This is a genomic window from Prochlorococcus sp. MIT 0801 (assembly GCF_000757865.1).
Taxonomy (GTDB): domain Bacteria; phylum Cyanobacteriota; class Cyanobacteriia; order PCC-6307; family Cyanobiaceae; genus Prochlorococcus_B.
The window spans coordinates 1,897,189-1,918,538 of sequence record NZ_CP007754.1 but is presented as its reverse complement, the minus strand read 5'-3'; the positions used below and the strand labels follow the sequence as shown (position 1 = coordinate 1,918,538).

Annotated in this window: 19 protein-coding genes; 6 read left to right on the top strand and 13 right to left on the bottom strand. The window is 34.7% G+C overall.

The window, feature by feature from the left end; translation table 11 throughout:
* Positions 1-32: 32 nt before the first annotated feature.
* Genes EW15_RS10235 through EW15_RS10225 form a run of 3 tightly spaced genes read right to left on the bottom strand, consistent with a single transcriptional unit; the run spans position 33 to position 1,696 of the window.
* Complete coding sequence (locus EW15_RS10235; RefSeq protein WP_038654880.1) at positions 33-272, bottom strand: hypothetical protein; 240 nt, start codon at positions 270-272, stop codon at positions 33-35.
* A 4-nt stretch (positions 273-276) separates the two neighbouring features.
* Positions 277-1,404 (bottom strand): phospho-N-acetylmuramoyl-pentapeptide-transferase, encoded by a 1,128-nt coding sequence (gene mraY, locus EW15_RS10230; RefSeq protein ID WP_038654877.1) that lies wholly within the window; start codon positions 1,402-1,404, stop codon positions 277-279.
* 16 nt (positions 1,405-1,420) lie between these two features.
* The gene (locus tag EW15_RS10225; protein WP_038654874.1) at positions 1,421-1,696 is read right to left on the bottom strand and encodes a DUF3134 domain-containing protein; all 276 of its coding nucleotides are present in this window, start codon (positions 1,694-1,696) and stop codon (positions 1,421-1,423) included.
* Positions 1,697-1,778: 82 nt separating this feature from the next.
* Between EW15_RS10225 and EW15_RS10220 the strand changes: the two genes are divergently transcribed.
* The gene (locus EW15_RS10220; RefSeq protein WP_225866569.1) at positions 1,779-1,961 is read left to right on the top strand and encodes a hypothetical protein; all 183 of its coding nucleotides are present in this window, start codon (positions 1,779-1,781) and stop codon (positions 1,959-1,961) included.
* A 357-nt stretch (positions 1,962-2,318) separates the two neighbouring features.
* The gene (locus EW15_RS10210) at positions 2,319-3,521 is read left to right on the top strand and encodes an argininosuccinate synthase (protein ID WP_038654865.1); all 1,203 of its coding nucleotides are present in this window, start codon (positions 2,319-2,321) and stop codon (positions 3,519-3,521) included.
* Between the two features lie 36 nt (positions 3,522-3,557).
* On the opposite strand, the gene rpsF is transcribed toward EW15_RS10210, so the two are convergent.
* The 3 genes from rpsF to EW15_RS10195 form a co-directional block, all read right to left on the bottom strand.
* Complete coding sequence (gene rpsF, locus EW15_RS10205; protein WP_038654863.1) at positions 3,558-3,974, bottom strand: 30S ribosomal protein S6; 417 nt, start codon at positions 3,972-3,974, stop codon at positions 3,558-3,560.
* A gap of 76 nt (positions 3,975-4,050) precedes the next feature.
* Positions 4,051-4,509 carry a Tic20 family protein gene (locus EW15_RS10200; RefSeq protein WP_038654860.1) on the bottom strand — a complete coding sequence of 153 codons (459 nt, stop codon included), beginning with the start codon at positions 4,507-4,509 and terminating at the stop codon, positions 4,051-4,053.
* A 22-nt stretch (positions 4,510-4,531) separates the two neighbouring features.
* Complete coding sequence (locus EW15_RS10195; RefSeq protein WP_038654856.1) at positions 4,532-5,467, bottom strand: shikimate dehydrogenase; 936 nt, start codon at positions 5,465-5,467, stop codon at positions 4,532-4,534.
* A gap of 68 nt (positions 5,468-5,535) precedes the next feature.
* Here EW15_RS10195 and dnaK point away from each other — a divergent pair, with 68 nt between their 5' ends.
* Positions 5,536-7,428, top strand: a complete 1,893-nt coding sequence (dnaK, locus tag EW15_RS10190) for a molecular chaperone DnaK (protein ID WP_038654853.1) — start codon at positions 5,536-5,538, stop codon at positions 7,426-7,428.
* 16 nt (positions 7,429-7,444) lie between these two features.
* Here the strand turns inward: dnaK and EW15_RS10185 are convergent, their stop codons facing one another.
* On the bottom strand, positions 7,445-8,551 hold the full coding sequence (locus EW15_RS10185; RefSeq protein ID WP_052041251.1) for an FAD-binding oxidoreductase: 1,107 nt from the start codon (positions 8,549-8,551) through the stop codon (positions 7,445-7,447).
* Between the two features lie 80 nt (positions 8,552-8,631).
* Here EW15_RS10185 and purU point away from each other — a divergent pair, with 80 nt between their 5' ends.
* Positions 8,632-9,486: a formyltetrahydrofolate deformylase gene (purU, locus tag EW15_RS10180; RefSeq protein WP_038654852.1), complete on the top strand. Its 855-nt coding sequence runs from the start codon at positions 8,632-8,634 to the stop codon at positions 9,484-9,486.
* Positions 9,483-10,802 carry an O-antigen ligase gene (locus EW15_RS10175; protein ID WP_038654849.1) on the top strand — a complete coding sequence of 440 codons (1,320 nt, stop codon included), beginning with the start codon at positions 9,483-9,485 and terminating at the stop codon, positions 10,800-10,802. Before purU ends, EW15_RS10175 begins: the two co-directional genes overlap by 4 nt.
* Here the strand turns inward: EW15_RS10175 and EW15_RS10170 are convergent.
* The gene (locus tag EW15_RS10170) at positions 10,794-12,152 is read right to left on the bottom strand and encodes a ClC family H(+)/Cl(-) exchange transporter (RefSeq protein ID WP_038654846.1); all 1,359 of its coding nucleotides are present in this window, start codon (positions 12,150-12,152) and stop codon (positions 10,794-10,796) included. The two genes, EW15_RS10175 and EW15_RS10170, sit on opposite strands and share 9 nt — an antisense overlap.
* Positions 12,153-12,162: 10 nt before the next feature.
* Positions 12,163-14,763 (bottom strand): bifunctional aconitate hydratase 2/2-methylisocitrate dehydratase, encoded by a 2,601-nt coding sequence (gene acnB, locus EW15_RS10165; protein WP_038654843.1) that lies wholly within the window; start codon positions 14,761-14,763, stop codon positions 12,163-12,165.
* 153 nt (positions 14,764-14,916) lie between these two features.
* Here acnB and EW15_RS10160 point away from each other — a divergent pair, with 153 nt between their 5' ends.
* The gene (locus tag EW15_RS10160; protein WP_038654840.1) at positions 14,917-15,987 is read left to right on the top strand and encodes a 3-deoxy-7-phosphoheptulonate synthase; all 1,071 of its coding nucleotides are present in this window, start codon (positions 14,917-14,919) and stop codon (positions 15,985-15,987) included.
* Between the two features lie 14 nt (positions 15,988-16,001).
* Here the strand turns inward: EW15_RS10160 and EW15_RS10155 are convergent, their stop codons facing one another.
* The 4 genes from EW15_RS10155 to EW15_RS10140 all read right to left on the bottom strand — a co-directional run bounded on the left by EW15_RS10155 (position 16,002) and on the right by EW15_RS10140 (position 21,270).
* Positions 16,002-16,655, bottom strand: coding sequence for a diacylglycerol/polyprenol kinase family protein (locus EW15_RS10155; RefSeq protein ID WP_038654837.1), 654 nt, complete (start codon positions 16,653-16,655; stop codon positions 16,002-16,004).
* Positions 16,656-16,658: 3 nt separating this feature from the next.
* Positions 16,659-17,681, bottom strand: a complete 1,023-nt coding sequence (locus EW15_RS10150) for an RpoD/SigA family RNA polymerase sigma factor (protein WP_038654834.1) — start codon at positions 17,679-17,681, stop codon at positions 16,659-16,661.
* Positions 17,682-17,835: 154 nt separating this feature from the next.
* Positions 17,836-19,965, bottom strand: coding sequence for a polyphosphate kinase 1 (gene ppk1 / locus EW15_RS10145; protein ID WP_038655550.1), 2,130 nt, complete (start codon positions 19,963-19,965; stop codon positions 17,836-17,838).
* A gap of 60 nt (positions 19,966-20,025) precedes the next feature.
* Positions 20,026-21,270 carry a tetracycline resistance MFS efflux pump gene (locus EW15_RS10140; protein ID WP_011824666.1) on the bottom strand — a complete coding sequence of 415 codons (1,245 nt, stop codon included), beginning with the start codon at positions 21,268-21,270 and terminating at the stop codon, positions 20,026-20,028.
* Positions 21,271-21,350 lie beyond the last annotated feature (80 nt).

Here is a 21,350-nt window from a genome sequence, read left to right as displayed (position 1 = left end):
TGAAAATAAAAAAGTTAATTTTATTGAATTTTTTATTCAAATATCATTGTAAGTTGTTGATATGGCGGCTCTTCACTAATAAAACCCCAATCATTAAAAATTTTTGAATCGATATGGGTGATTATTAGCTGTTTATTTCTTTTTTCTACTTTAAAACCTTCTGCTGACATTTTTCTCATCAGTCTTGCAGATTCTTCAAATCGAGCGGCCATAGAATCTAAAGTTTCACAGTCTTTAGTTAACCCTTCTTCTTTCCAAGTAAAATAGGTCATCTTTTCAATTTAAAGAATTTGGATTTAATGAAAAAATTAGATTTATTATGACTAAGAATAATGTAATTAACCAAAAGCTACTTACAATTAAACTCTCATTGTTACCTTTAAGTTCAAAATGGTGATGTAACGGAGTCATTAAAAATAACTTATGACCTTTTCCTTTTATTCGCTTAGAAATTTTAAAAATACTTACTTGAATTATTACTGAGATAGATTCTGCCGCAAGTATTCCTCCCATAATTAAAACAGACCAAAGTTGATTTGATATCAAAGCTATACCACCAAGAGATGCTCCTATAGCTAAGGAACCTGCATCCCCCATAAATAATTTTGCTGGATATTTGTTTAGAAAAAGAAATCCCATACAAGCTCCAGACATTGCTATGCAGAGAGGAGCAAGTGTAAAATCATTACTTGGATTTTCAATTAAGATATTAATAGCTAGTCCTGTAAAAATTAATATGCTACAGCCACTCAATAAACCATCTAAACCATCTGTTAGATTGGTTGAATTACTTTCAGCTAATAATACAAATATTCCTAAAGGATAAATTAGATTACCTACATTCACAATTTTATTAGCTACTAGAATATTTTGAGGTATAAAATTATTTGATGCGCAAATAATAATAAAAATGAGGCTGATAAAAGCTTGTAAAATTATTTTTTGGCCAGAGCTCAAACCAGTATTAAATCTTTTTTTTAAACTAAGCAAATCATCTAGAAAACCAATAAACATAAAAAATATAATAACAAAGCTTAATGTCAAAATAATATCGTAATTGTCTTTATTAAAATATAAAATATTGCTTATTATTATTCCAATAGGGATAAAGAAAATACCACCCATTGTTGGCGTTCCTTGCTTAAGAAAATGATTTTTAGGTCCCTCTTCTCTAATAATTTGTTTAATATTAATCTTTTTTAATTTAGGTATACCTATCAAAGTAATAATGAATGATACAAGCGTTGTAATTATGAAGGTAATACTTAAATTACTCGTTTTAAAATAAAAATCAGAGACTAGACAAGTGATCGATATTAATCCAAATAAAATAAATATATTTTTACTAATACTATTAAAAAATGATACTTTTTTGTTATCTAAAAGCTTTTTATTTTTTTCCAAAATTTAAACTAGTAAATTAATCTTCCCATTCTTCATCGGTTGGTTCTTCTTCAGTCTTATAGTCTTCTTTTTCTCCCATTAAAGCTGAAAGCTCTTCTTCCTCAACTGTACTTATTTCTTGATCATTTGAATCTTGATCAGAGACTAATCTTCCACTTGTTTCTAGCCAAGATAATAAATCGGGTTCTTCTCTTAGTGGCAGAACAGGAGCAGGTTCTTCTCTCCCGTAACGAGTTAGCGCGGGGTTAATACCGTCTAAATCTGATAAATTGATTTTTTCTAGATCGCTCATATCAATATTATGGTCGATGAATTAACATAATGCATTATGGATTAATTTTCTAATCTTTATGCTGACTTCAAAGCTGATATTAATGTCTTTGACTTGGTTAATAGCTTTTTTAGTAAGTATTTCTCTTCGCGCAGCAGGCATTGCTCATCCTCATCCCTTTTACGTAAATCATCTCTTAGTTTGGTTTTTGGTTTTTGGTCCTTCTCTGTTGCTTTTAATTTATTTTTTGGTTAAGAGATCTTTTTCTTTAAACCCTTCAATTTAATTGTGATTTTCAAGTGACTTTTAAGTTTTTACAGTTTTATTTTATTTTCACTACTAATAATGATGTCCAAGATTTGTTGATTTTTGGTCATAATATTGATGCTTGGTTAATTTATGTACTTGTTTTTTTTGGGTTAACTTCTTTAGCTTTTGTTTCGGTGTGGTTCATAGGATTCTTAAATGAAAGCCGTCAATCAGGAAAATCTATTAAGCAGCCATGGGAATGATTTCAATCACTTCTCCAGTTTTAAACCTGTAAAATATTTGAATCAGCATTGATTCTCTAAATCATAAATATTGTCCAATAGTTCTCTATATTTACTAAATAGAATTGAATCACCTTAAAGGAGAGAACCATATGGGAAAGGCTAACAAAGTCGTTTTGGCTTATTCAGGAGGGGTAGATACTAGCGTTTGTATTCCTTATTTGAAGAAGGAGTACGGAGTTGAGCATGTAATTGCTTTTGCAGCAGATCTTGGACAAGGTGATGAGTTGGATGAAATTAAAAAAAAGGCTATTTCAGCAGGAGCCTCAAAATCATTAATTGGCGATTTAGTAAAGCCTTTTATTGAAGATTTTGCTTTTCCAGCAATTAGGACTAATGCTTTGTATCAGGGAAGATATCCTCTTTCAACGGCATTAGCTAGACCATTAATTGCAAAAAAACTTGTTGAAATTGCAAGGGAATTAAATGCTGATGGAGTTGCTCATGGGTGTACAGGCAAAGGCAATGATCAGGTTCGTTTTGATGTGACAATAGGAGCTTTAGCGCCTGATTTGCAATTGCTTACGCCAGCGAGGGAATGGGGAATGAGTCGTGAAGAAACGATTGCGTATGGGGAAAAATATGGAATAGTCCCTCCTGTAAGTAAAAAAAATCCATACTCTATTGATTTGAATCTTTTGGGAAGAAGTATTGAAGCCGGTCCGCTTGAAGATCCCTTTGAGATGCCATTAGAAGAAGTATTTGGTATCACTTCTTCTATTGCTGAATCACCTAACGAGCCTGAGATTGTGGACATTTTGTTTGAAAATGGTTATCCAGTTGCAATTGATGGTGAACTAATGGATCCAGTGCCATTGATTAAAAAGGCTAATAGCCTCGCAGGAAAGCATGGTTTTGGACGGTTGGATATTATTGAAGACAGAGTAGTGGGAATAAAAAGTCGAGAAATTTATGAAACACCAGGATTGCTTTTATTAATTAAAGCTCATCAAGAAATGGAGAGTTTAACTTTACCAGCTGACTTGTTAGATACTAAATCTAGACTGGAAAGACAGTGGGCTGACTTGGTTTATAAAGGTTTCTGGTTTAGTCCTTTAAAAGAATCTTTGGATGGCTTTATTAATTATTCTCAAAAGCAAGTAAATGGAACAGTCAGAGTTAGGCTTTTCAAGGGTAATGCTGATGTTATTGGTCGCAAGTCAAAAGAAAACAGTTTGTATATCTCAGATATGTCGACTTACGGAAGTGAGGATAAGTTTAATCACAAATCAGCTGAAGGATTTATTTATGTATGGGGATTGCCCAATCGAATTTGGTCTTGGATAAACAAGTAAATTAAATAATTTTTGGATTTTATTTAGCTTTTACTTTTATTCCTTAGAGTCTTCTTTCTTCTCGTCTGTGGTAGGGGCTTCAGTTTTGTTTTCAGTAGGTTTTACTTCTTCTTTTTCTGTTTCGTCTTCTTTAGCAGTGGATTTTGGAGTTGGCAAAGGACCATCTTGTTTAACTGTGAGGTAGCGAATAACGTCTTCACTTAACCTCATAGCTCTTTCTAATGTTGCAACTTGTTGTCCATTGCCTTTGTGACTCAATTGCACATATATTCCCTCTTTGTGTTTTGCAATGGGATAAGCAAGTCTTCTTTTGCCTCTCATTTGACTGTCTAATACTTCAGTTCCTGATTTCTCAAGAATCTCACTATATTTTTTTAAATGGCTATCAACTTCCTCTTCCGGTATGTCCGGACGAAGAATGTACATCGTTTCGTAATAGGGTTTTTCAGACATGAATGAGATTTCCGACTAGGACTGTATGGCTCTTTTAGAGCGACGGAATATTAATATTATACTGAAGTGGTAACTTTCACAATTGCATTTTTGCTGCTTGGCTTATTCCGGGCAGGTTGGGCTCATTTCCTTGTGTGCAAGACCAAACAGAGTAAACAATCATTGCAAAAATACTTATTAATAAAGAACTAGAGAAAGTTCTGATAATTAATGAGTTTGAGAAAGGACTAAAAATAATTTCGAAAATAAAACTAATTATGATTACCCCAAGATTCATTAATAATGATTGAAGTGCATTAAAACGTAAAAAGTAAGATAATTTACTATTTCTTACTAGTCCAAAAAAGATAGCTAAAAATAATAATAAACTTCCAAAAGGTATTGATCTTTCAATTAATATTATTGGAATTGCTGGTATTTGAATGATTTGAATAAAAGGATATTTTATATATAAATGATTGCCAAAGGTAAGAGAATCAGACCATGGAATCATGTACAAAAGAAATGCTAGTAATCTCGCTCCTGTTGAAGGCATAATTAATCATATTTATTTTAGATTAAACCATTAAATGTTTTTCCGCAGATGATTTCATTGTCTGAACCGGTACGTCATGAAAACCACTCCAAAGTCTTATTGAAAAAGCTCCTTGTTCAACAAGCATATCCAACCCATCAAGTGTAAAACAATTCTTTTGTTGTCCAATTTTTAACCAGGTTGTTGGTTTTGGAGTATAAATCAAATCGTATAAAATAGTTTTGTTAGAGAGACAGTCCCATATTTCATGACCAAGAGGAACATTGTCTTGTTTAGTTTGAGTGCTACTCATTCCTATTGGAGTTGTATTTATAATTAAATCGGCTTCTTGAATATATGGTGAAACATTGAATTCTTTATTATTAATACTTTCAATTGAAATACCTTTTTTTGATAATAAATTACTCGTGCTTTTTACAAAAATATTTAAAGTACTTTTGTTTCTACCAATTATTGTTATTTTTTTAACATTTAAACTGCTTAATCCCATTACTACTGCTCTAGCGCTGCCTCCGCAACCTATTACAACCACATTTTTATTCTTTAAATTGTGATCTTTTAATGGTGTCAAGAATCCCTGCACATCAGTATTAGCACCTATCCATTGATTATTTTTTTCAGGTATAAGTGTATTAACTGCTTGGATTTCATTTGCAATTTCAGTTAGTTTGTTGCAAGCCTTCAATACCTCTTGCTTATGGGGAATAGTTATATTTAAGCCTTTGAAGTTTAAAAACCTTAATGCTTTTGCGACTTTCTCTAAATCTTGACTGTCGCAAGGCATTGCAACATAACACCAGTCAAGTCCCATTTCTGCATATGCGGCATTGTGCATAATTGGGGACAGTGAATGATTTACTGGTTGTCCAAGAAGTCCTACCAGATTAGTTTTTCCAGTGATAGTACTCATTTTTGATGATGAAGATTTAAATTTGCTAAGAGACTGTTCGGGAACCACGCCTCGCCTCAAATAGGATTCACTGACGAGGATATGTCCTAAAGAAAGAAATTAGGAGCTACTCACCCATGGGGAAGGTTGTCGGAATCGATCTAGGAACTACAAATAGTTGTGTCGCCGTTATGGAGGGCGGTAAGCCTACAGTAATAGCTAATGCTGAAGGATTTAGAACAACTCCATCTGTCGTTGCTTATACAAAAAATCAAGATCAATTGGTTGGACAAATTGCTAAGCGCCAAGCGGTGATGAATCCTGAAAATACTTTTTATTCTTCAAAGAGATTTGTTGGTCGTAGAGTTGATGAAGTAAATGATGAATCAAAAGAAGTTAGTTATGGAGTTGAAAAAGCAGGTTCCAACGTCAAAATAAAATGCCCAATACTCGATAAGCAGTTTTCTCCTGAAGAAGTAAGTGCTCAAGTTTTAAGAAAACTTTCTGATGATGCAGGAAAATATTTAGGTGAAACGGTTACTCAAGCCGTCATTACAGTTCCTGCTTACTTCAATGATTCACAAAGACAAGCAACTAAAGATGCTGGAAAGATTGCAGGCTTAGAAGTTCTTAGAATAATAAATGAACCAACTGCTGCTGCTTTAGCGTACGGTTTAGATAAAAAGAGTAATGAAAGAATTTTAGTTTTCGATCTGGGTGGAGGGACCTTTGATGTATCTGTTTTAGAAGTGGGAGATGGAGTTTTCGAAGTTCTCTCTACTTCTGGAGATACTCATTTGGGTGGTGATGATTTCGATAGAGTAATTGTTGATCATTTGGCTTCTACTTTTAAAGGTAATGAAGGCATTGATTTACGCCAAGATAAGCAAGCACTTCAACGCCTAACTGAAGCAGCTGAAAAAGCTAAAATAGAATTATCAAACGCTACTCAAAGCGAAATAAATCTTCCATTTATAACTGCTACGCCTGAAGGGCCTAAGCATCTTGATTTGACTCTTACAAGAGGAAAGTTTGAAGAGTTGGCGTCAAACCTTATTGATCGCTGCAGGGTCCCTGTTGAGCAAGCTTTGAAAGATGCAAAATTATCTACTGGTGAAATAGATGAGATTGTTATGGTTGGAGGCTCTACACGAATGCCAGCTGTTAAAGAGTTAGTAAAAAGAGTAACTACTAAGGATCCAAATCAAACAGTTAATCCAGATGAAGTAGTAGCGGTTGGAGCAGCTATTCAAGGTGGAGTTCTTGCCGGAGAAGTTAAAGATATTTTGCTACTTGATGTAACTCCATTGTCACTTGGAGTTGAAACTTTGGGTGGGGTGATGACAAAAATGATTTCAAGAAATACTACTGTTCCCACTAAAAAAGCTGAAACTTATTCAACCGCAGTTGATGGTCAAACCAATGTGGAAATTCACGTCTTACAAGGAGAACGTGAGATGGCTTCTGATAATAAAAGTCTAGGAACATTTCGTTTAGATGGAATTCCTCCTGCTCCTAGGGGCGTGCCGCAAATTGAAGTAACTTTTGATATCGATGCTAATGGAATTCTTAGTGTTAATGCAAAAGATAAAGGAAGTGGTAAAGAGCAAAGCATCTCTATTACTGGAGCATCTACTTTGTCGGATAATGAAGTTGATAAAATGGTTAAAGACGCAGAAAAGAATGCTTCTGCTGATAAAGAAAAGCGTGAAAAAATTGATATTAAAAATCAAGCTGAAACACTTGTTTATCAGGCTGAAAAACAAATCGCTGAGCTTGGCGATAAAGTTGATGAAGCAGCAAAAGAAAAAGTTGAAGAGAAACGCGTCAAGTTAAAAGAAGCCACTGAAAAAGATGATCATGAAACCATGAAGACGCTAGTTGAAGAGCTACAACAAGAATTGTATTCGTTAGGAGCTTCTGTATATCAACAAGCAAATGATGCTTCTCAAGCTGCTGCAGATTCTAATACTGACGGTAAAGTTGATGGAGATGATGTTATTGATGCTGACTTTACAGAGACAAAATAAATAGATTAAATAATACTTATTGGCCCTCAATTTGAAGTCCAATCCATTCGGCACAAGCAGGAGCTAATAAAACACCATTTCTGTAGTGACCTGTATTAAGTAGTAGTCCAGGTTCTAATTGTTTTAATAAGGGAGCAGGTTCATTAATTGGTCTAGCTCTTATTCCGCTCCATTCATGGCTGATTTTTGCGTTGACCATCCATTTTGGAGGACCGTTTCTCAGGTTTAACATTTTTTGCTTATCTAATTGGCTTGGTTTAGTTCTTCTTTCGATAGTTGCTCCTATAAGAATGCGAGTGGGAGAATGGTGTATAAAGTTTATAGATTGATAATTTAATATTGCAGGCCATTTTTTCCAATTCGAAATTTCTTTTTTTAATTCTAATTCAACAACTTGTCCTAATATTGGTTCTAAAAGTATTTCATGACCTAATGGTTTTAATAAATTTTGAGTATTTAATGCAGAACAAATGACGATGTAATCTTGATTAATAGATTGATTATTGTCAAGATTTATAGTCCAGTTTTTTTCATTTAAATTTTTATTTCTACTGATTCTAATAACACTTTTGTCGATTTTATTTATCTTAATTTGATCAAGACTTTGTATCAATGACTTGATTAATTTTATCGGATTTAATCGACCATCTTCATAAGATATTAATCCCCCTATTAAGGTTGTATCAAATATCGAATTCCAGAAACCTAAAGAATTTTTATCTAAAAGCTCAATTCCATACTTTTTTTTATTATGACTTAATTCAATCATTAATTGATACTCTTTCTCTGAACTTGCTAATTTAATTAATGGTTTTTCAAGAATAAAATCTGTCTCAGAATGGTTTATTTCAGTAAGCCATTCTTTCCATAATTTCATACTTTTATTTCTTAGTAAAAAAGCTCTTCCTTTTGATCTTTTGTAGATATTTCCCATGAGAACACCTAAACTAGCTTGTGATCCATTTTTTGGATTTAAATTATTTATTTCTGAATTTAATGTTGGGTCTATTAAATTTACTTGATAACCTTTTTTCCCTAAGTGAAAGGCAGTTGTAATTCCTGCTATCCCACCACCAATAATTGAGATTTTGATGTGTTTTTTTTCTGTTTTTTGGCTATTCATTTGCAGAGATCCTATCAAATTTGCTTGTTAATTTTCAATCTGTGGTCTAAAAAAGAGAATAGTTTAAGGATATAGCTATAGTGAGCATCAAAACAGTTATTTTGCAGTTCATTTGTCCTGACAAGCCAGGACTTGTAAGTGATTTGGCAAGTTGGATAGCAAGTAAAAATGGCAATATTAGACATGCTGATCACCATACAGATGAAGATGCAAAACTGTTTCTCAGTCGCATTGAGTGGGATTTAGATGGATTTCTGCTTGATAAAAATGAAATTATCTCGGAGGTAAATTTACTTGAGCAAAGATTGAATGGAAAAGCGGTCTTGAGCTTCTCTGATGATTTTCCTAATGTTGCAATCTTTGTTAGTAAGCAGAGCCATTGTTTAGTTGATCTTTTATGGAGAGTTAAGGCAGGCGAATTATGTATGAATGTACCTTTAGTTATCTCAAATCATACAGATTTAGAGGAAATTTGCTCCAGTTTCTCTATTCCTTTTAAGCTTATAGAAGTAGATAAAAATAATAAAGCAGATTCCGAAAGTAAAATTTTAGATTTACTAAATGAGTACAACATTGATTTAGGTGTTTTGGCTAAATATATGCAAATTTTAAGTAGTTCATTTTTAGAGAAGTTTCCACATCTCATTAATATTCATCATTCTTTCCTTCCTGCTTTTAAAGGGGCTCAACCATATCATCAAGCTTGGGATAGAGGAGTAAAATTAATTGGTGCAACAGCGCATTATGTCACTAAGGATCTTGATGCTGGTCCGATAATTGAACAGACGATATCTAACGTGAGTCATCGTGATGAAGTATCAGATTTAATAAGAAAGGGTAGAGATTTGGAGCGAGTCGCTTTAGCAAGAGCTTTAAGATTACATTTAAAAAGACAAGTTATTGTTTATAGAGGTAGAACAGCTGTATTTACATGATTAATAATGCTTATTTCTTAAATTTAAAAAATAATTTTTCAGAGAATCTTGGCTGGACTTGTTTTCAGTTAGGTGTCTTTTGTTTGCCGTCCAGCGCATTAATTTCTTGTGTATTTTTGCTTGTAGCTCTTTTGGAGGGAGGTCTTAAAAGAAGAGATCTCTATTGGAGGGAATATTGGAATTATCCGCTAGTGCTTGTAACTTTTTTGATGATAATTGGTTCAATTCGCTCTCATACCGGCTGGCTAGCTTGGCTTGGTCTTTTTAATTGGTTCCCATTCTTCTTGTGTTTTTGGGGCTTGCAACCATATTTGCTTACTCCTGAAAGAAGAAAAAAATGTGCTTCTTGGCTTGTCTTCGGAAGTCTTCCTGTTTTAATAACAGGTTTTGGTCAACTATGGCTTGGATGGGAGGGGCCTTGGCAGATTTTTGATGGTTTAATAATTTGGTTTATTTCTCCAGGAGGAGAGCCGTTAGGCAGATTATCTGGGTTGTTTGATTACGCGAATATTGCTGCTGCATGGTTATCGGGCGTATGGCCATTTTGTTTAGCGTCCGTTTTGCATCCTTTTATTCTTGGAAGAAACCGTGCTATTCCATGTGCACTTTTAATTGCTTTTATTTCAGGAATGATTTTGACTGATTCTCGAAACGCCTGGGGTGCAATTTTTTTAGCTTTACCATTGGTTTTTGGTTCAGCATCATGGAGTTGGTTAATTCCTTTAATGCTTATTTGCTTTCTTCCGGTGATTATTGCGGTTGCACCATTTTTTGATTTTGGGATTCAACAATTTGCAAGAAGTATTGTTCCTGAATCTATTTGGATGAGACTAAATGATATGCAATTCGTTGATACTAGACCTTTTGAAGCAACGCGTATTGGTCAATGGAAAATAGCATTTAACTTAATTTTTGAAAAACCATGGTTGGGTTGGGGGGCAGCAGCTTTTTCAATTATTTATCCTTTAAGAACTGGTTTATCTCATGGTCACTCTCATAATTTGCCTTTAGAATTAGCAATTAGTCATGGTATAATAGTTTCTTTTTTAATTAATATATTTGTATTTAGCTTATTATTAATTTCTTCCTTCAAGAGAATATTTAACAATTTAAATCTTCAAAAAAATATAATAGTAGATCGAGCTTGGTGGACCTCGACATTAATTCTTATTTGTTTTCATGCGACAGACATTCCACTTTTTGATAGCAGAATAAATATCTTAGGTTGGATATTATTGATAGGTCTTAGATGTATGATTTATAATTCTACGAGCTTCAATAATTCATTAAAACAGTTTAATAAAGTATTAAATTAATTCTCCTTCTTCAATTGTAATTTGTCTTTCATAAATTGAGTGTTCATTAAATATTCTCGCAGTTAAAAAGCTAGCTATACATGTAATTAAGAGTGGCTTTAGTATTAAAAGATTTTTAGTTAATGCGAAGGCTAAAAACATTGCTGTTAAAGGGGTTCTTGAGCATCCAGCTACGAATCCCCCCATTCCTGCAAAAATATAGGTTGTTGGAACATGGCCAGTTATTGTTTCTACTCCAATACCACTTGCTAACCCTATCGCTCCGCCCAAGGTAAGCATTGGATAAAACAAACCACCTGGTGCGCCTGAAGCAGCAGCAAGGCCAGAGGCAAAGAATAAAACAAAAAATATACTTATTGCAAGTGTGAAACTGCTACTTTCATTAACAATAATTTTTTGTAATCCTTCGATATTGTGAAAATTTTCCGGAATAATTGAATACATAGTACCAAGCAAAAAACCCGATAAACTCATTCTTTCAATCGTTTTATTTTTAAACCATTTATTTCCCAGAACTTGCATTTTTAAAACATATCGGCAATACATTTCTGCTAAAAATCCTAATATAATTCCCAAAAATATTAGGTATAAAAAATCTATTGGAAAGAATTCGATTACTGGTGTGTATGCTCTCTCTAGTTGAAAACCTAAATTATTAATAAATCCACCAGCTTTTTGATCTAGTCCAATCGCTTGCAAGATATCAGCACAACTATCAGCCCAGAAAGTTGTTACTACTACTAGTAAGAGGACGACTGGTCTTGCTGAATTTAGAAGTTCTTCAATTGCATAGACAAAGCCTCCAATAGGTGCACTAAAAATTGCTGCAATTCCAGCTCCTCCGCCTGCTGCAACTATGACTCTGCGAAATGAAATAGGGGCTTTTAGCCATTTCGCCATTTTCCAGGCAACAGATCCTCCCATTTGTACTGCTGGGCCTTCTGGGCCTAGCGGAAATCCACTTCCAATAGCAATAATTCCAGCAAACAGTTTTACTATTCCAACTCTTAATCCCATGGGGACTGGCTTATGGCGAAGGAAAGCAATGATGTGACTTACGCCCGCTCCTTTTGCTGCAGGGGCAAAATTTTGAATGAGCGATCCAGAAACTAAGCCTCCTAATACTCCTAGTATTGGTAAAACTATCCATCTAGGCATAAATACAAGAAGATTTGATCGATAATCTTCTAATGCATGAATTCCAGTTTTAAATAATATTCCCGTTAATGCTGCTCCTAAACCTGTAAGTATGAGAGCAAGAATTACATTTAGCCATTTCCTTTGAAGAAGTTTTTTTATGCTTTGAGTTGATTTTTTTTGTATTGGAATTTGACTTTTACTTTTGATCATTTAACTCAATTTAGGTTTGTAAAATAGAGGCCTCTTCTTCTTTTGTTATTACACGACCATCTTCGATAAAGTTTGGTATTTCATTAAAGTTTAAGTATCTGTAAATTTCATCAGTTATTGGTGAAATTTTTTTGGAAGCTATTGCAAGATATTCATCAGGTGTAGGGATATGACCTAACAAAGCGCATACAGCAGCCAATTCTGCACTTCCTAAGAACACTTGAGCTCCTTTCCCTAATCTGTTGTTGAAATTTCTTGTACTTGTTGAGAAAACAGTTGAATTATCTTCTACACGAGCTTGATTGCCCATGCATAGAGAACAACCAGGCATTTCCATTCGGCTACCGGCTTTTGCAAAAATCTCGTAGTATCCTTCTTTTTTCAAAATTTCTTCGTCCATTCGTGTTGGCGGACACACCCATAATCGTGCTGATATCTTCCCCTCTCCTTCGAGAATTTTTGCAGCGGCTCGATAATGACCGATATTGGTCATACACGAACCAATGAAAACCTCTTGAATGGGAGTGCCTGCGACTTCACTTAAAAGTTTGACGTTATCAGGATCATTAGGACAAGCTAAAACAGGTTCTTTGAGTTCGTTCAAGTCTATTTCGATTGTTTCTGAGTATTGAGCATTTGAGTCGGCTGATAGTAAATTTGGTTTTTTTAACCAATCTTCCATTTCTATAATTCTTCTACTTATTGTTCGTGCGTCTTTATATCCCCTAGCAATCATATTTTTAAGTAAAACAATATTGCTTTTTAAATATTCACTGATTGTTGATTCAGACAGTTGAATAGTACATCCGGCGCAAGATCTTTCTGCACTTGCATCAGTCAATTCAAAGGCTTGCTCTAATTTTAGGTTTGGTAGACCTTCAATTTCTAGTATCTTTCCATTGAACACATTAACTTTGTTTGCTTTTGCGACGGTCAGAAGACCTTGTTGTATGGCCATCCAGGGAATGGCATTAACTACATCTCTTAAGGTGACGCCAGTTTGTAAAGACCCTTTAAAACGAACAAGAACTGACTCCGGCATATCTAAAGGCATGGAACCAATGGCTGCCGCAAATGCCACCACTCCCGAACCTCCTGGAAATGAGATGCCTAACGGGAATCGTGTATGACTATCGCCACCTGTCCCGACTGTGTCCGGCAAAAGCATCCTGTTTAGCCAACTGTGAATAATTCCATCACCGGGTTTTAATGCTATCCCTCCTCTTTCAGCAAAAAAATCAGGGAGTTCTTTTTGAGTTTTAATATCAACAGGCTTGGGATATGCTGCCGTATGACAGAAACTCTGCATAACTAAATCAGCAGAAAATCCTAAACACGCTAATTCTTTCATTTCATCTCTGGTCATCGGACCAGTAGTGTCTTGACTACCGACTGTTGTCATTATTGGCTCACAACTTGCACCAGGGAGCACGCCTTCTAAACCGCAAGCTTTTCCAACCATTTTTTGAGCTTGTGTAAACCCATACTTTGATGCAGGTGGCTGACCAGGACGAATAAACAGAGTAGAGGGAGGAAGTTTTAATTTTGTTCTAACTTTGTCTGTCAAAGCTCTTCCAATCATTAAAGGAATTCGCCCACCTGCTCTTACTTCATCAGTAATAGTTTGTGGTTTTAAGACAAATTTTGATAAAAGTTCTCCACTATTTGCCTCATTTTTACTTCTTCTCACTTCTCCTTTGTAAGGAAAAATAGTAATTACATCACCTGTTTTGAGATTGCTTACATCGCATTCAATTGGAAGTGCACCTGAATCTTCAGCAGTATTAAAGAAAATAGGAGCAATTTTCCCTCCTATTACAACCCCACTCCCTCTTTTATTAGGCACGTACGGTATGTCTTGTCCTGTATGCCAAAGGACTGAGTTAATTGCTGACTTTCTAGAGCTTCCTGTTCCAACGACATCGCCAACATATGCGATTGGATATCCTTTCTTTTTTAATTCTTCAATAGTGCTTAAACCATTTGGATCTCGAGTCTCTAGCATCGCTAGAGCATGTAAAGGAATATCTGGTCTTGTTGTGGCATGAGTTGCTGGAGAGAGGTCGTCTGTATTTGTTTCTCCTTCAACTTTAAATACTGTTACTGTTATTTCTTGAGCTAAGGGTTGTTTATTAGTGAACCATTCTCCATTGGACCAGCTATTAATAACTTTTTTTGCATAAATATTAGTGTTAGCTAATTCTAAAATGTCGTTTAAAGCGTCATAAACTAAAAGGGTATTACTCAATGCTTGACAGGCTGAGGTTGCTAATTCTTTATTATCAGATTTTAGTATTTCAATTAACGCTGCTACATTATATCCGCCAATCATTGTACCTAAAAGCTCAGTTGCTCTTAGAGGATTTACTAACGGACTTTTTGACTCTTCTTGAGCAATTGAGCTAAGCCAAGTCGCTTTGACATAAGAGGCTTGATCAACTCCGGGAGGAATTCGATTAACAAGAAGATCAAGTAAGAAGTTTTGATCGATTTCTTGATCTGGTTTTTCTAATAACTCTGTTAAAATTTGAGTCTGTTTTGCATCTAAAGGAAGTGGAGGGATCCCCAACGCTTCTCTTGCTGCAACATGTGATAAGTAATCTTTTAGCATTTTTAAATCTCAACAGAGAATGTATTTGAGTGAGAGCCTTTTGTTTTCATTGTTTACAACCTCATGTTTCTTGAACAAACATTCAGATAATGCAACTTATTACCCCCCTATGACTGATACTTCTCTAATCTTATATCTATGATCACGCTTTAAATGTCCACCTCATCATATTTTTCAATGGTGGATAGCACCTCTGACCTTAATGTGGTCGAGACTCGTCCATTAATGTCACCAGCATTACTTCATAGAGATTTGCCTCTAGATAAGGCAGCCTCTGGAGTTGTCTCTTCTACTCGAAACAAGATTCAATCAATTCTTCATGGTAATGATCCAAGAATTTTGGTTATTGTTGGACCGTGTTCGGTTCATGATGTTGATGCTGCTATTGAATATGCAAAGCGTTTAGCTCCATTGAGGGAGAGATATAGGCAAAAGCTTGAAATTGTTATGCGTGTTTATTTTGAGAAACCACGCACAACAGTTGGTTGGAAAGGACTTATTAATGACCCTCATCTTGATGATTCTTACGATATTAATACTGGTTTAAGAAAGGCAAGAGGTCTATTGCTTGATTTAGCGAAAGCAGGAATGCCGGCTGCAACTGAATTACTTGATCCAGTTGTTCCTCAATATATTGCTGATTTAATTAGTTGGACTGCTATTGGAGCAAGAACGACAGAGAGTCAGACTCATCGTGAAATGGCGTCTGGATTATCAATGCCTGTTGGTTATAAGAATGGTACTGACGGGACAGCAACGATAGCGATTAATGCAATGCAAGCGGCTTCAAAGCCTCATCATTTTTTAGGAATTAATAATGATGGTCACGCTTCAATAGTGAGTACTACAGGTAATCCAAATGGACATCTTGTTTTAAGAGGTGGTAAAAATGGAACTAATTACCATCTCGATGCAATTAGTTTAATTGTGGATGAGTTAGAACAATTTAAGATGCTTGGAAAAGTTATGGTTGATTGTAGTCATGGTAATTCCAATAAAGATTTTCGTAGACAATCAGAAGTTTTAAGAGATGTAGCATCACAGATTAAAGGTGGATCAAAGAATGTAATGGGTGTAATGATAGAAAGTCATCTTGTGGAGGGTAATCAGAAATTAAATTCAGATTTGTCAAAACTTACCTATGGGCAAAGTGTTACGGATGCATGCATAAACTTTTCTACAACTGAAATTTTATTAGAGGAACTAGCTGCATCGGTTAAATAAATGTAGTTAGTTGTTTATATTCCTACTAACCATATTCCAATACAAGTTACTCCAATAGGAACAGTTAGATTGTCAATTCCCCAAGGACTTATTTGTTCTAAAAAAGTTGCTAGAAGTGATATGACTAAAACTTCTAGGGGTTGTATGCCTAAATTATTAGTTGAAGAGATAATTGAAGTAGTTATGGCTACTACTGACGCCATTGTCAATGTTCCAACAATCGATTTTGTTTGACCCAGTACTGACCATTTTGGAGATTTAATAGATCTTCCGATTAAACCTGCTAATCCATCACCAAAAGCCATTGATAGGACTCCTATGGAAATAGATGATGCGTAGCGAGGCCAGAATAGTAGAAGTAAAAGTGTGATACTGATGCCATATGCAATTGTTCCAAAACTTTTTCTCTCGATATCTTCAATGGCAGGTAATAAACGATATTGATAATTAATTCCTAAGGCTATGGTGATAAATAATGCAGATAAGAAAGCTATGTTTTGTGGGATATCAAATAACCAAGCTAAAAGAATTACGGGCCCTGTTCCGATATGAATAATTTTTCTTCTTAACTCCTCTTTTTTAGGAAAATATCTCTTACATAAAAATGCAATCAATAAAATTATAATTATCCATAAAGCAATAACAAAAACAGCTATTTGAATGGGCAATGTTTAGGCAGCGTTTTGATGAGTAGTCATTACTCTCAATTTTAAAATTGCTTTGGCCTCAAGTTGTCTTACGCGCTCTCTAGAAACATTTATTTGTCTTCCAATTTCAGCAAGAGTAAGTGGTTCTTCTCCATCAAGGCCAAAGCGAAGTCTCATGATTTTTTGCTCTCTTTCATTTAATTGAGATAACCAGCCTCCGAGGTGTTCTTTTTGAATACTTCTATCCATCCCTTCCATGGGCTCATCAGAATTTGGGTCTGGGATGAGTTCTCCAAGAGTACTACGATCTTCTTCTCCTCTTGCATGAGCATCAAGAGATGCACATGGCGCGCTTTGAGACACTAGATCTTCTAAATCCTGAGGTTCAATTCCCATCGCGTTTGCCAACTCGAGTCGATTTGGTTGTCTACCAAATCGATGAGATAATTCACGCGATATACGGCGCATTTTTGAAAGTTTTTCGCTGATATGTATTGGCAGTCGAATAGTTCTAGCACTGTTATCTATGGCACGAGTCATCCCTTGTCTTATCCACCAGTAAGCATAGGTTGAGAATTTATAACCCATTGCAGGATCAAATTTATCAACAGCTCTTTCTAATCCAATGGCACCTTCTTGAACTAAATCGAGTAATTCGAGACCTTGGTTTTGATACTTTTTTGCAACACTTACAACAAGTCTAAGATTTGCAGCCATCATGCGATCTCTTGCCCGTTTACCCATTTTTATTTTGTGTTTCTGACGGGTAGAGCGTTGTTCAAGAGGAAGGTTCAACAAATCTTTCATTTGTTGAACATGATGAGCAAGCTCAATTTCTTCTGCAGGAGTGAGAAGTGGGACTCTACCGATACTTGTTAGATAGAAACCTATTGCATCAGTAGCTAAACGATTACTTTGTCTTCTAGAACTTCGAGATTTTTGACTACTTACATTTGATGTAGATAGTTTTTGACTTGTTCTTGCCGAATTAGATTTTCCTGATGAAACATCAGAAATTTCCTTGGCAGATTCCAGCGGGATCCCCATCACCCTGGCCTCTTGAAATTAGATTTATTAAGAAGTTAGCACTTATAAGGAGAAGTTGACTAATTGAAACGAAAAATTTATGATTTTTTGCCTAATTAGGTATAAAGCGCATCAAAAAAATAGATGCAATGTTTAAAAAAGCTATGAAAATTTTTTAATGTTCTTCTTTTTTGTATAGCTTAATAATTTTTTCTTGAATATATTTTTTCTTATCATTCAAAATTTGATTCTTGGTATAGCTTCCATCACTTTGCATGTTCCAAGAGTCTTTATTTGGTTCTAAATAAGAATCTAATAAATGTTTAATTTCTTTTTTAATCTTATTGTCCTCAATAGGTGTAACTGCTTCAACTCTTCTATCCAAATTACGCCTCATCCAATCAGCACTACCAATAAATACTTCTGCATCTCCATCGTTATTAAACCAAAAGATTCTTGAATGCTCTAAAAATCTACCAATAATGCTTGTTACTTTTATATTTTCGCTTAAGCCTTTTTTCTGAGGATATAGGCAGCACATTCCTCTAATTATAAGTTCAATTTTTACTCCTTCCTGTGATGCTAGATAAAGTAATTTTATGATTTCTGGATCAACTAGGGAGTTCATCTTGGCTATTATCTTTGCTGGTAAGCCATTTTTTGCATAATTGATTTCTCTTTTTATTAGTTTTTCTATTCCACTTCTAAGAGTTACCGGTGCAACTAATAATTTTCTGTAGGATTGTTGTTTAGCAAATCCAGTCAGATAATTAAATAGTTCAATAAGATCTTGACCAAGTTCAGGTTGACAAGACAGTAAGCCAAAATCTGTATATGTTTTAGACGTTTTCGAATTATAATTACCAGTCCCAATATGAAAGTATGTTCTTAATCTGTTTTTTTCTTTTCTTATAATCAAAGCGATTTTTGTATGAGTTTTTAGTCCAATGACTCCATAGACAACATGCACTCCAGCTTGCTCTAATTGTTTTGCCCATTGGATATTATTATCTTCATCAAATCTTGCTTTTAGTTCAACTAGAGCCATGACTTGCTTTCCTTTCTCAGCAGCTCTTATTAGGGCATCAATAATTAAAGAGTCTTTGGAAATTCTATACAAGGTCATTTTGATTCCCATGACTTGCTTATCTTCCGCGGCTTGATTAATAAACTCTTCGACTGATGTTGAGAATAGATTGTATGGGTGATGAACTAGTAAATCACTACGGCGAATAATGGAGAATATACTTTTAAAATTGCTGTTATTTCTTGTATCTAATTCTTCTTGTTCTCGTAATTGACTATTTTTGAGTGAATTATGAGTAACGCCTTGATGCTCCCTAAATTTTAATTTAGGAAGATTGAAATTAGTTAATTCTATTAATTCATCTAATGCTAGTAACCCCTCAATTTGATATAAGTTTTCTTTGTCAATATTCATCCCTTCTTGCAAAAGATCAAGAATCACTTTTGGCGTATTTGTAGAGACTTCTAGCCTGACTACTTCACCTCCTTTGCGACGCTTGCGTAAACCTTCTTCTAGAGCACTCATTAAATCATCAGCTTCAAGGTCTCGAAGCTCTAGATCAGCATCTCTTGTAACGCGAAAGAATGAATATTCTTTAACACTCATTCCAGGGAAAAGCATGGACAGATTATTTGCAATGATTTGTTCAATCGCTATTCCTGTGTATTTTGTTGATTCATTATTATGTAGTTCAATTGGAATACTTATAAATCTGGAAATACTCTCTCCAGGAATTTTTATGCGGGTAAATTGCTCTTTATCTGATTCACTATCGACGATAATTGCAGCTAAATTTAAACTAAGATTACTTATAAATGGGAATGGATGAGAAGGGTCAACGGCTAAGGGAGTTAGTATCGGAAAAATTGCAGTTGTAAAATAATTATTTATCCAAACTTTTTGTCTTTCATTTAATTCTTTATATTCAAGAATAAATATATTCTCTTTTTTAAAGTCATCTTCAATATATTGTTTTGTTTTATATTGCTGCGTCTTTAAAATAGGGTCTAAATAATTTCGAATTCCGATAAGTTGTTCTTCAGGTGATTTTCCATCTTGGCTTCTTTTTGAGATTCCACCTTCTACTTGTGATTTTAATGAAGCAACTCTAACCATAAAAAATTCGTCTAAATTATTGCTAAAAATTGAACTGAATTTAATTTTTTCTAGTAATGGCGTTTCCTCTTCTGTAGCAAGTTCTAAAACACGTTTGTTAAAATCTATCCAACTGAGTTCACGATTAATATAAGTTTCATTATTGATTTTTGGACTAGTCATATCTATAACCAATTTATTCAATTTCTAATTATTACTTTAATATCTTGATCATCTATTAGTCTAGGAGATTACTTTTTTCTTGGTAAGACTTTTCCCTGAAATTAAAAACATAACAAATAGTAGAAGCAATATTGTGCCAAAGAATGGACTTCTTGGACCCAAAAGATCATATGACCGTCCTGCTGCTATTGCTCCAAGAAAAGTTCCCAGACTTTGTAAACCCTGCAGATTTCCCAATACTGCTCCTTGACCAATAGAACTTAGTCTTCTTGAAATTAGTGCTCTTAAACTAGGAGTTACTAGTCCAGTTCCCATTGCAAGTATTGCGACGCCAGAAAATACAAGAGGAATTGACGTGTCTATATTGGCGAGCGTTAAAAGAATGCATCCTGTCATTACAAAGCCAATACCAGCAAAAGTTAATCTCGACTCCCCAAATCTTTTTACAAGAGGACCAATTAGGCCTCCTTGAACAATCATCGCAATAACTCCAACGACAATAAAAGCAGCACTACATAATTCAGGACTCCATCCAAATTTTTCTTTTAAATAAAGGACTAAAACAGCTGTAAAGCCATTAAATGCCATAAAGAAAACAAAGAACGATAAGCAAAGTCTTCTAGCTAAGGGGTTTTTAAATACAACTAGTAGCTGACTAATTGGATTCAAATCTCTTTTTCTTGGTAGTAAATTTCTTTTGTTTTTGGGCAGTGTTTCCGGTAGAAACCAAATTACAAAAATAAGATTAAATATTGCAAATCCGCTGGCCACCCATACCGGTAAAGTAACACTAAATTTAGCAAGAGCTGTTCCTAAGCCTGGCCCAAGAATAAAACCTAAACCAAACGCTACTCCAATTAATCCAAAGGTTTTTGCGCGATTTTCGGGAGTTGATATATCTGCAAGTATTGTAGTAGCAGTAGCTGCGGTACCACCACTTATACCATCAATTATTCTTGCTAAAAATAGTAAAGATAAAGGTAAAGTTGAGGCCCATAAAGGTAAATAATTATCCCAATTTAGGCTTACAGTTAATGCAAATAGACATATTCCTATTACTGAACCAGATACACATGTGATCATGATTGGCTTACGACCGAAACGATCACTCATAGCTCCAATTAGTGGGGCTGCAGCAAACTGAGATATCGCATAAGTTCCAGTTAAAAAACCAAGAGTCGTCGCGCTTGTCGTGAATTGTTCTAATAAAAAAGGTAATAAAGGTAAAACAATGGTTTCGCCTAATCGATCATCTAGAAGTGTGATGAAAGCTCCTAAAAGGGTGGGAATTTTTAGCCTTCTCAATGCAAATAGCTCATAATTTATTCACCTTCTCATACTGTCAGAGAACTTGGCTTCATTTAGCAGTCTAAATCGATATTTGC

Bases quoted from the DNA above. Each gene is read 5' to 3' on its own strand.
- EW15_RS10225 (WP_038654874.1), bottom strand. From the start codon at position 1,696: ATGAGCGATCTAGAAAAAATCAATTTATCAGATTTAGACGGTATTAAC.
- EW15_RS10150 (WP_038654834.1), bottom strand. From the start codon at position 17,681: ATGGGGATCCCGCTGGAATCTGCCAAGGAAATTTCTGATGTTTCATCA.
- rpsF (WP_038654863.1), bottom strand. From the start codon at position 3,974: ATGTCTGAAAAACCCTATTACGAAACGATGTACATTCTTCGTCCGGAC.
- EW15_RS10235 (WP_038654880.1), bottom strand. From the start codon at position 272: ATGACCTATTTTACTTGGAAAGAAGAAGGGTTAACTAAAGACTGTGAA.
- EW15_RS10200 (WP_038654860.1), bottom strand. From the start codon at position 4,509: ATGCCTTCAACAGGAGCGAGATTACTAGCATTTCTTTTGTACATGATT.
- acnB (WP_038654843.1), bottom strand. From the start codon at position 14,763: ATGCTAAAAGATTACTTATCACATGTTGCAGCAAGAGAAGCGTTGGGG.
- ppk1 (WP_038655550.1), bottom strand. From the start codon at position 19,965: ATGACTAGTCCAAAAATCAATAATGAAACTTATATTAATCGTGAACTC.
- EW15_RS10160 (WP_038654840.1), top strand. From the start codon at position 14,917: ATGTCCACCTCATCATATTTTTCAATGGTGGATAGCACCTCTGACCTT.
- EW15_RS10210 (WP_038654865.1), top strand. From the start codon at position 2,319: ATGGGAAAGGCTAACAAAGTCGTTTTGGCTTATTCAGGAGGGGTAGAT.
- dnaK (WP_038654853.1), top strand. From the start codon at position 5,536: ATGGGGAAGGTTGTCGGAATCGATCTAGGAACTACAAATAGTTGTGTC.
- EW15_RS10175 (WP_038654849.1), top strand. From the start codon at position 9,483: ATGATTAATAATGCTTATTTCTTAAATTTAAAAAATAATTTTTCAGAG.
- EW15_RS10185 (WP_052041251.1), bottom strand. From the start codon at position 8,551: ATGAATAGCCAAAAAACAGAAAAAAAACACATCAAAATCTCAATTATT.
- EW15_RS10170 (WP_038654846.1), bottom strand. From the start codon at position 12,152: ATGATCAAAAGTAAAAGTCAAATTCCAATACAAAAAAAATCAACTCAA.
- EW15_RS10220 (WP_225866569.1), top strand. From the start codon at position 1,779: ATGTCTTTGACTTGGTTAATAGCTTTTTTAGTAAGTATTTCTCTTCGC.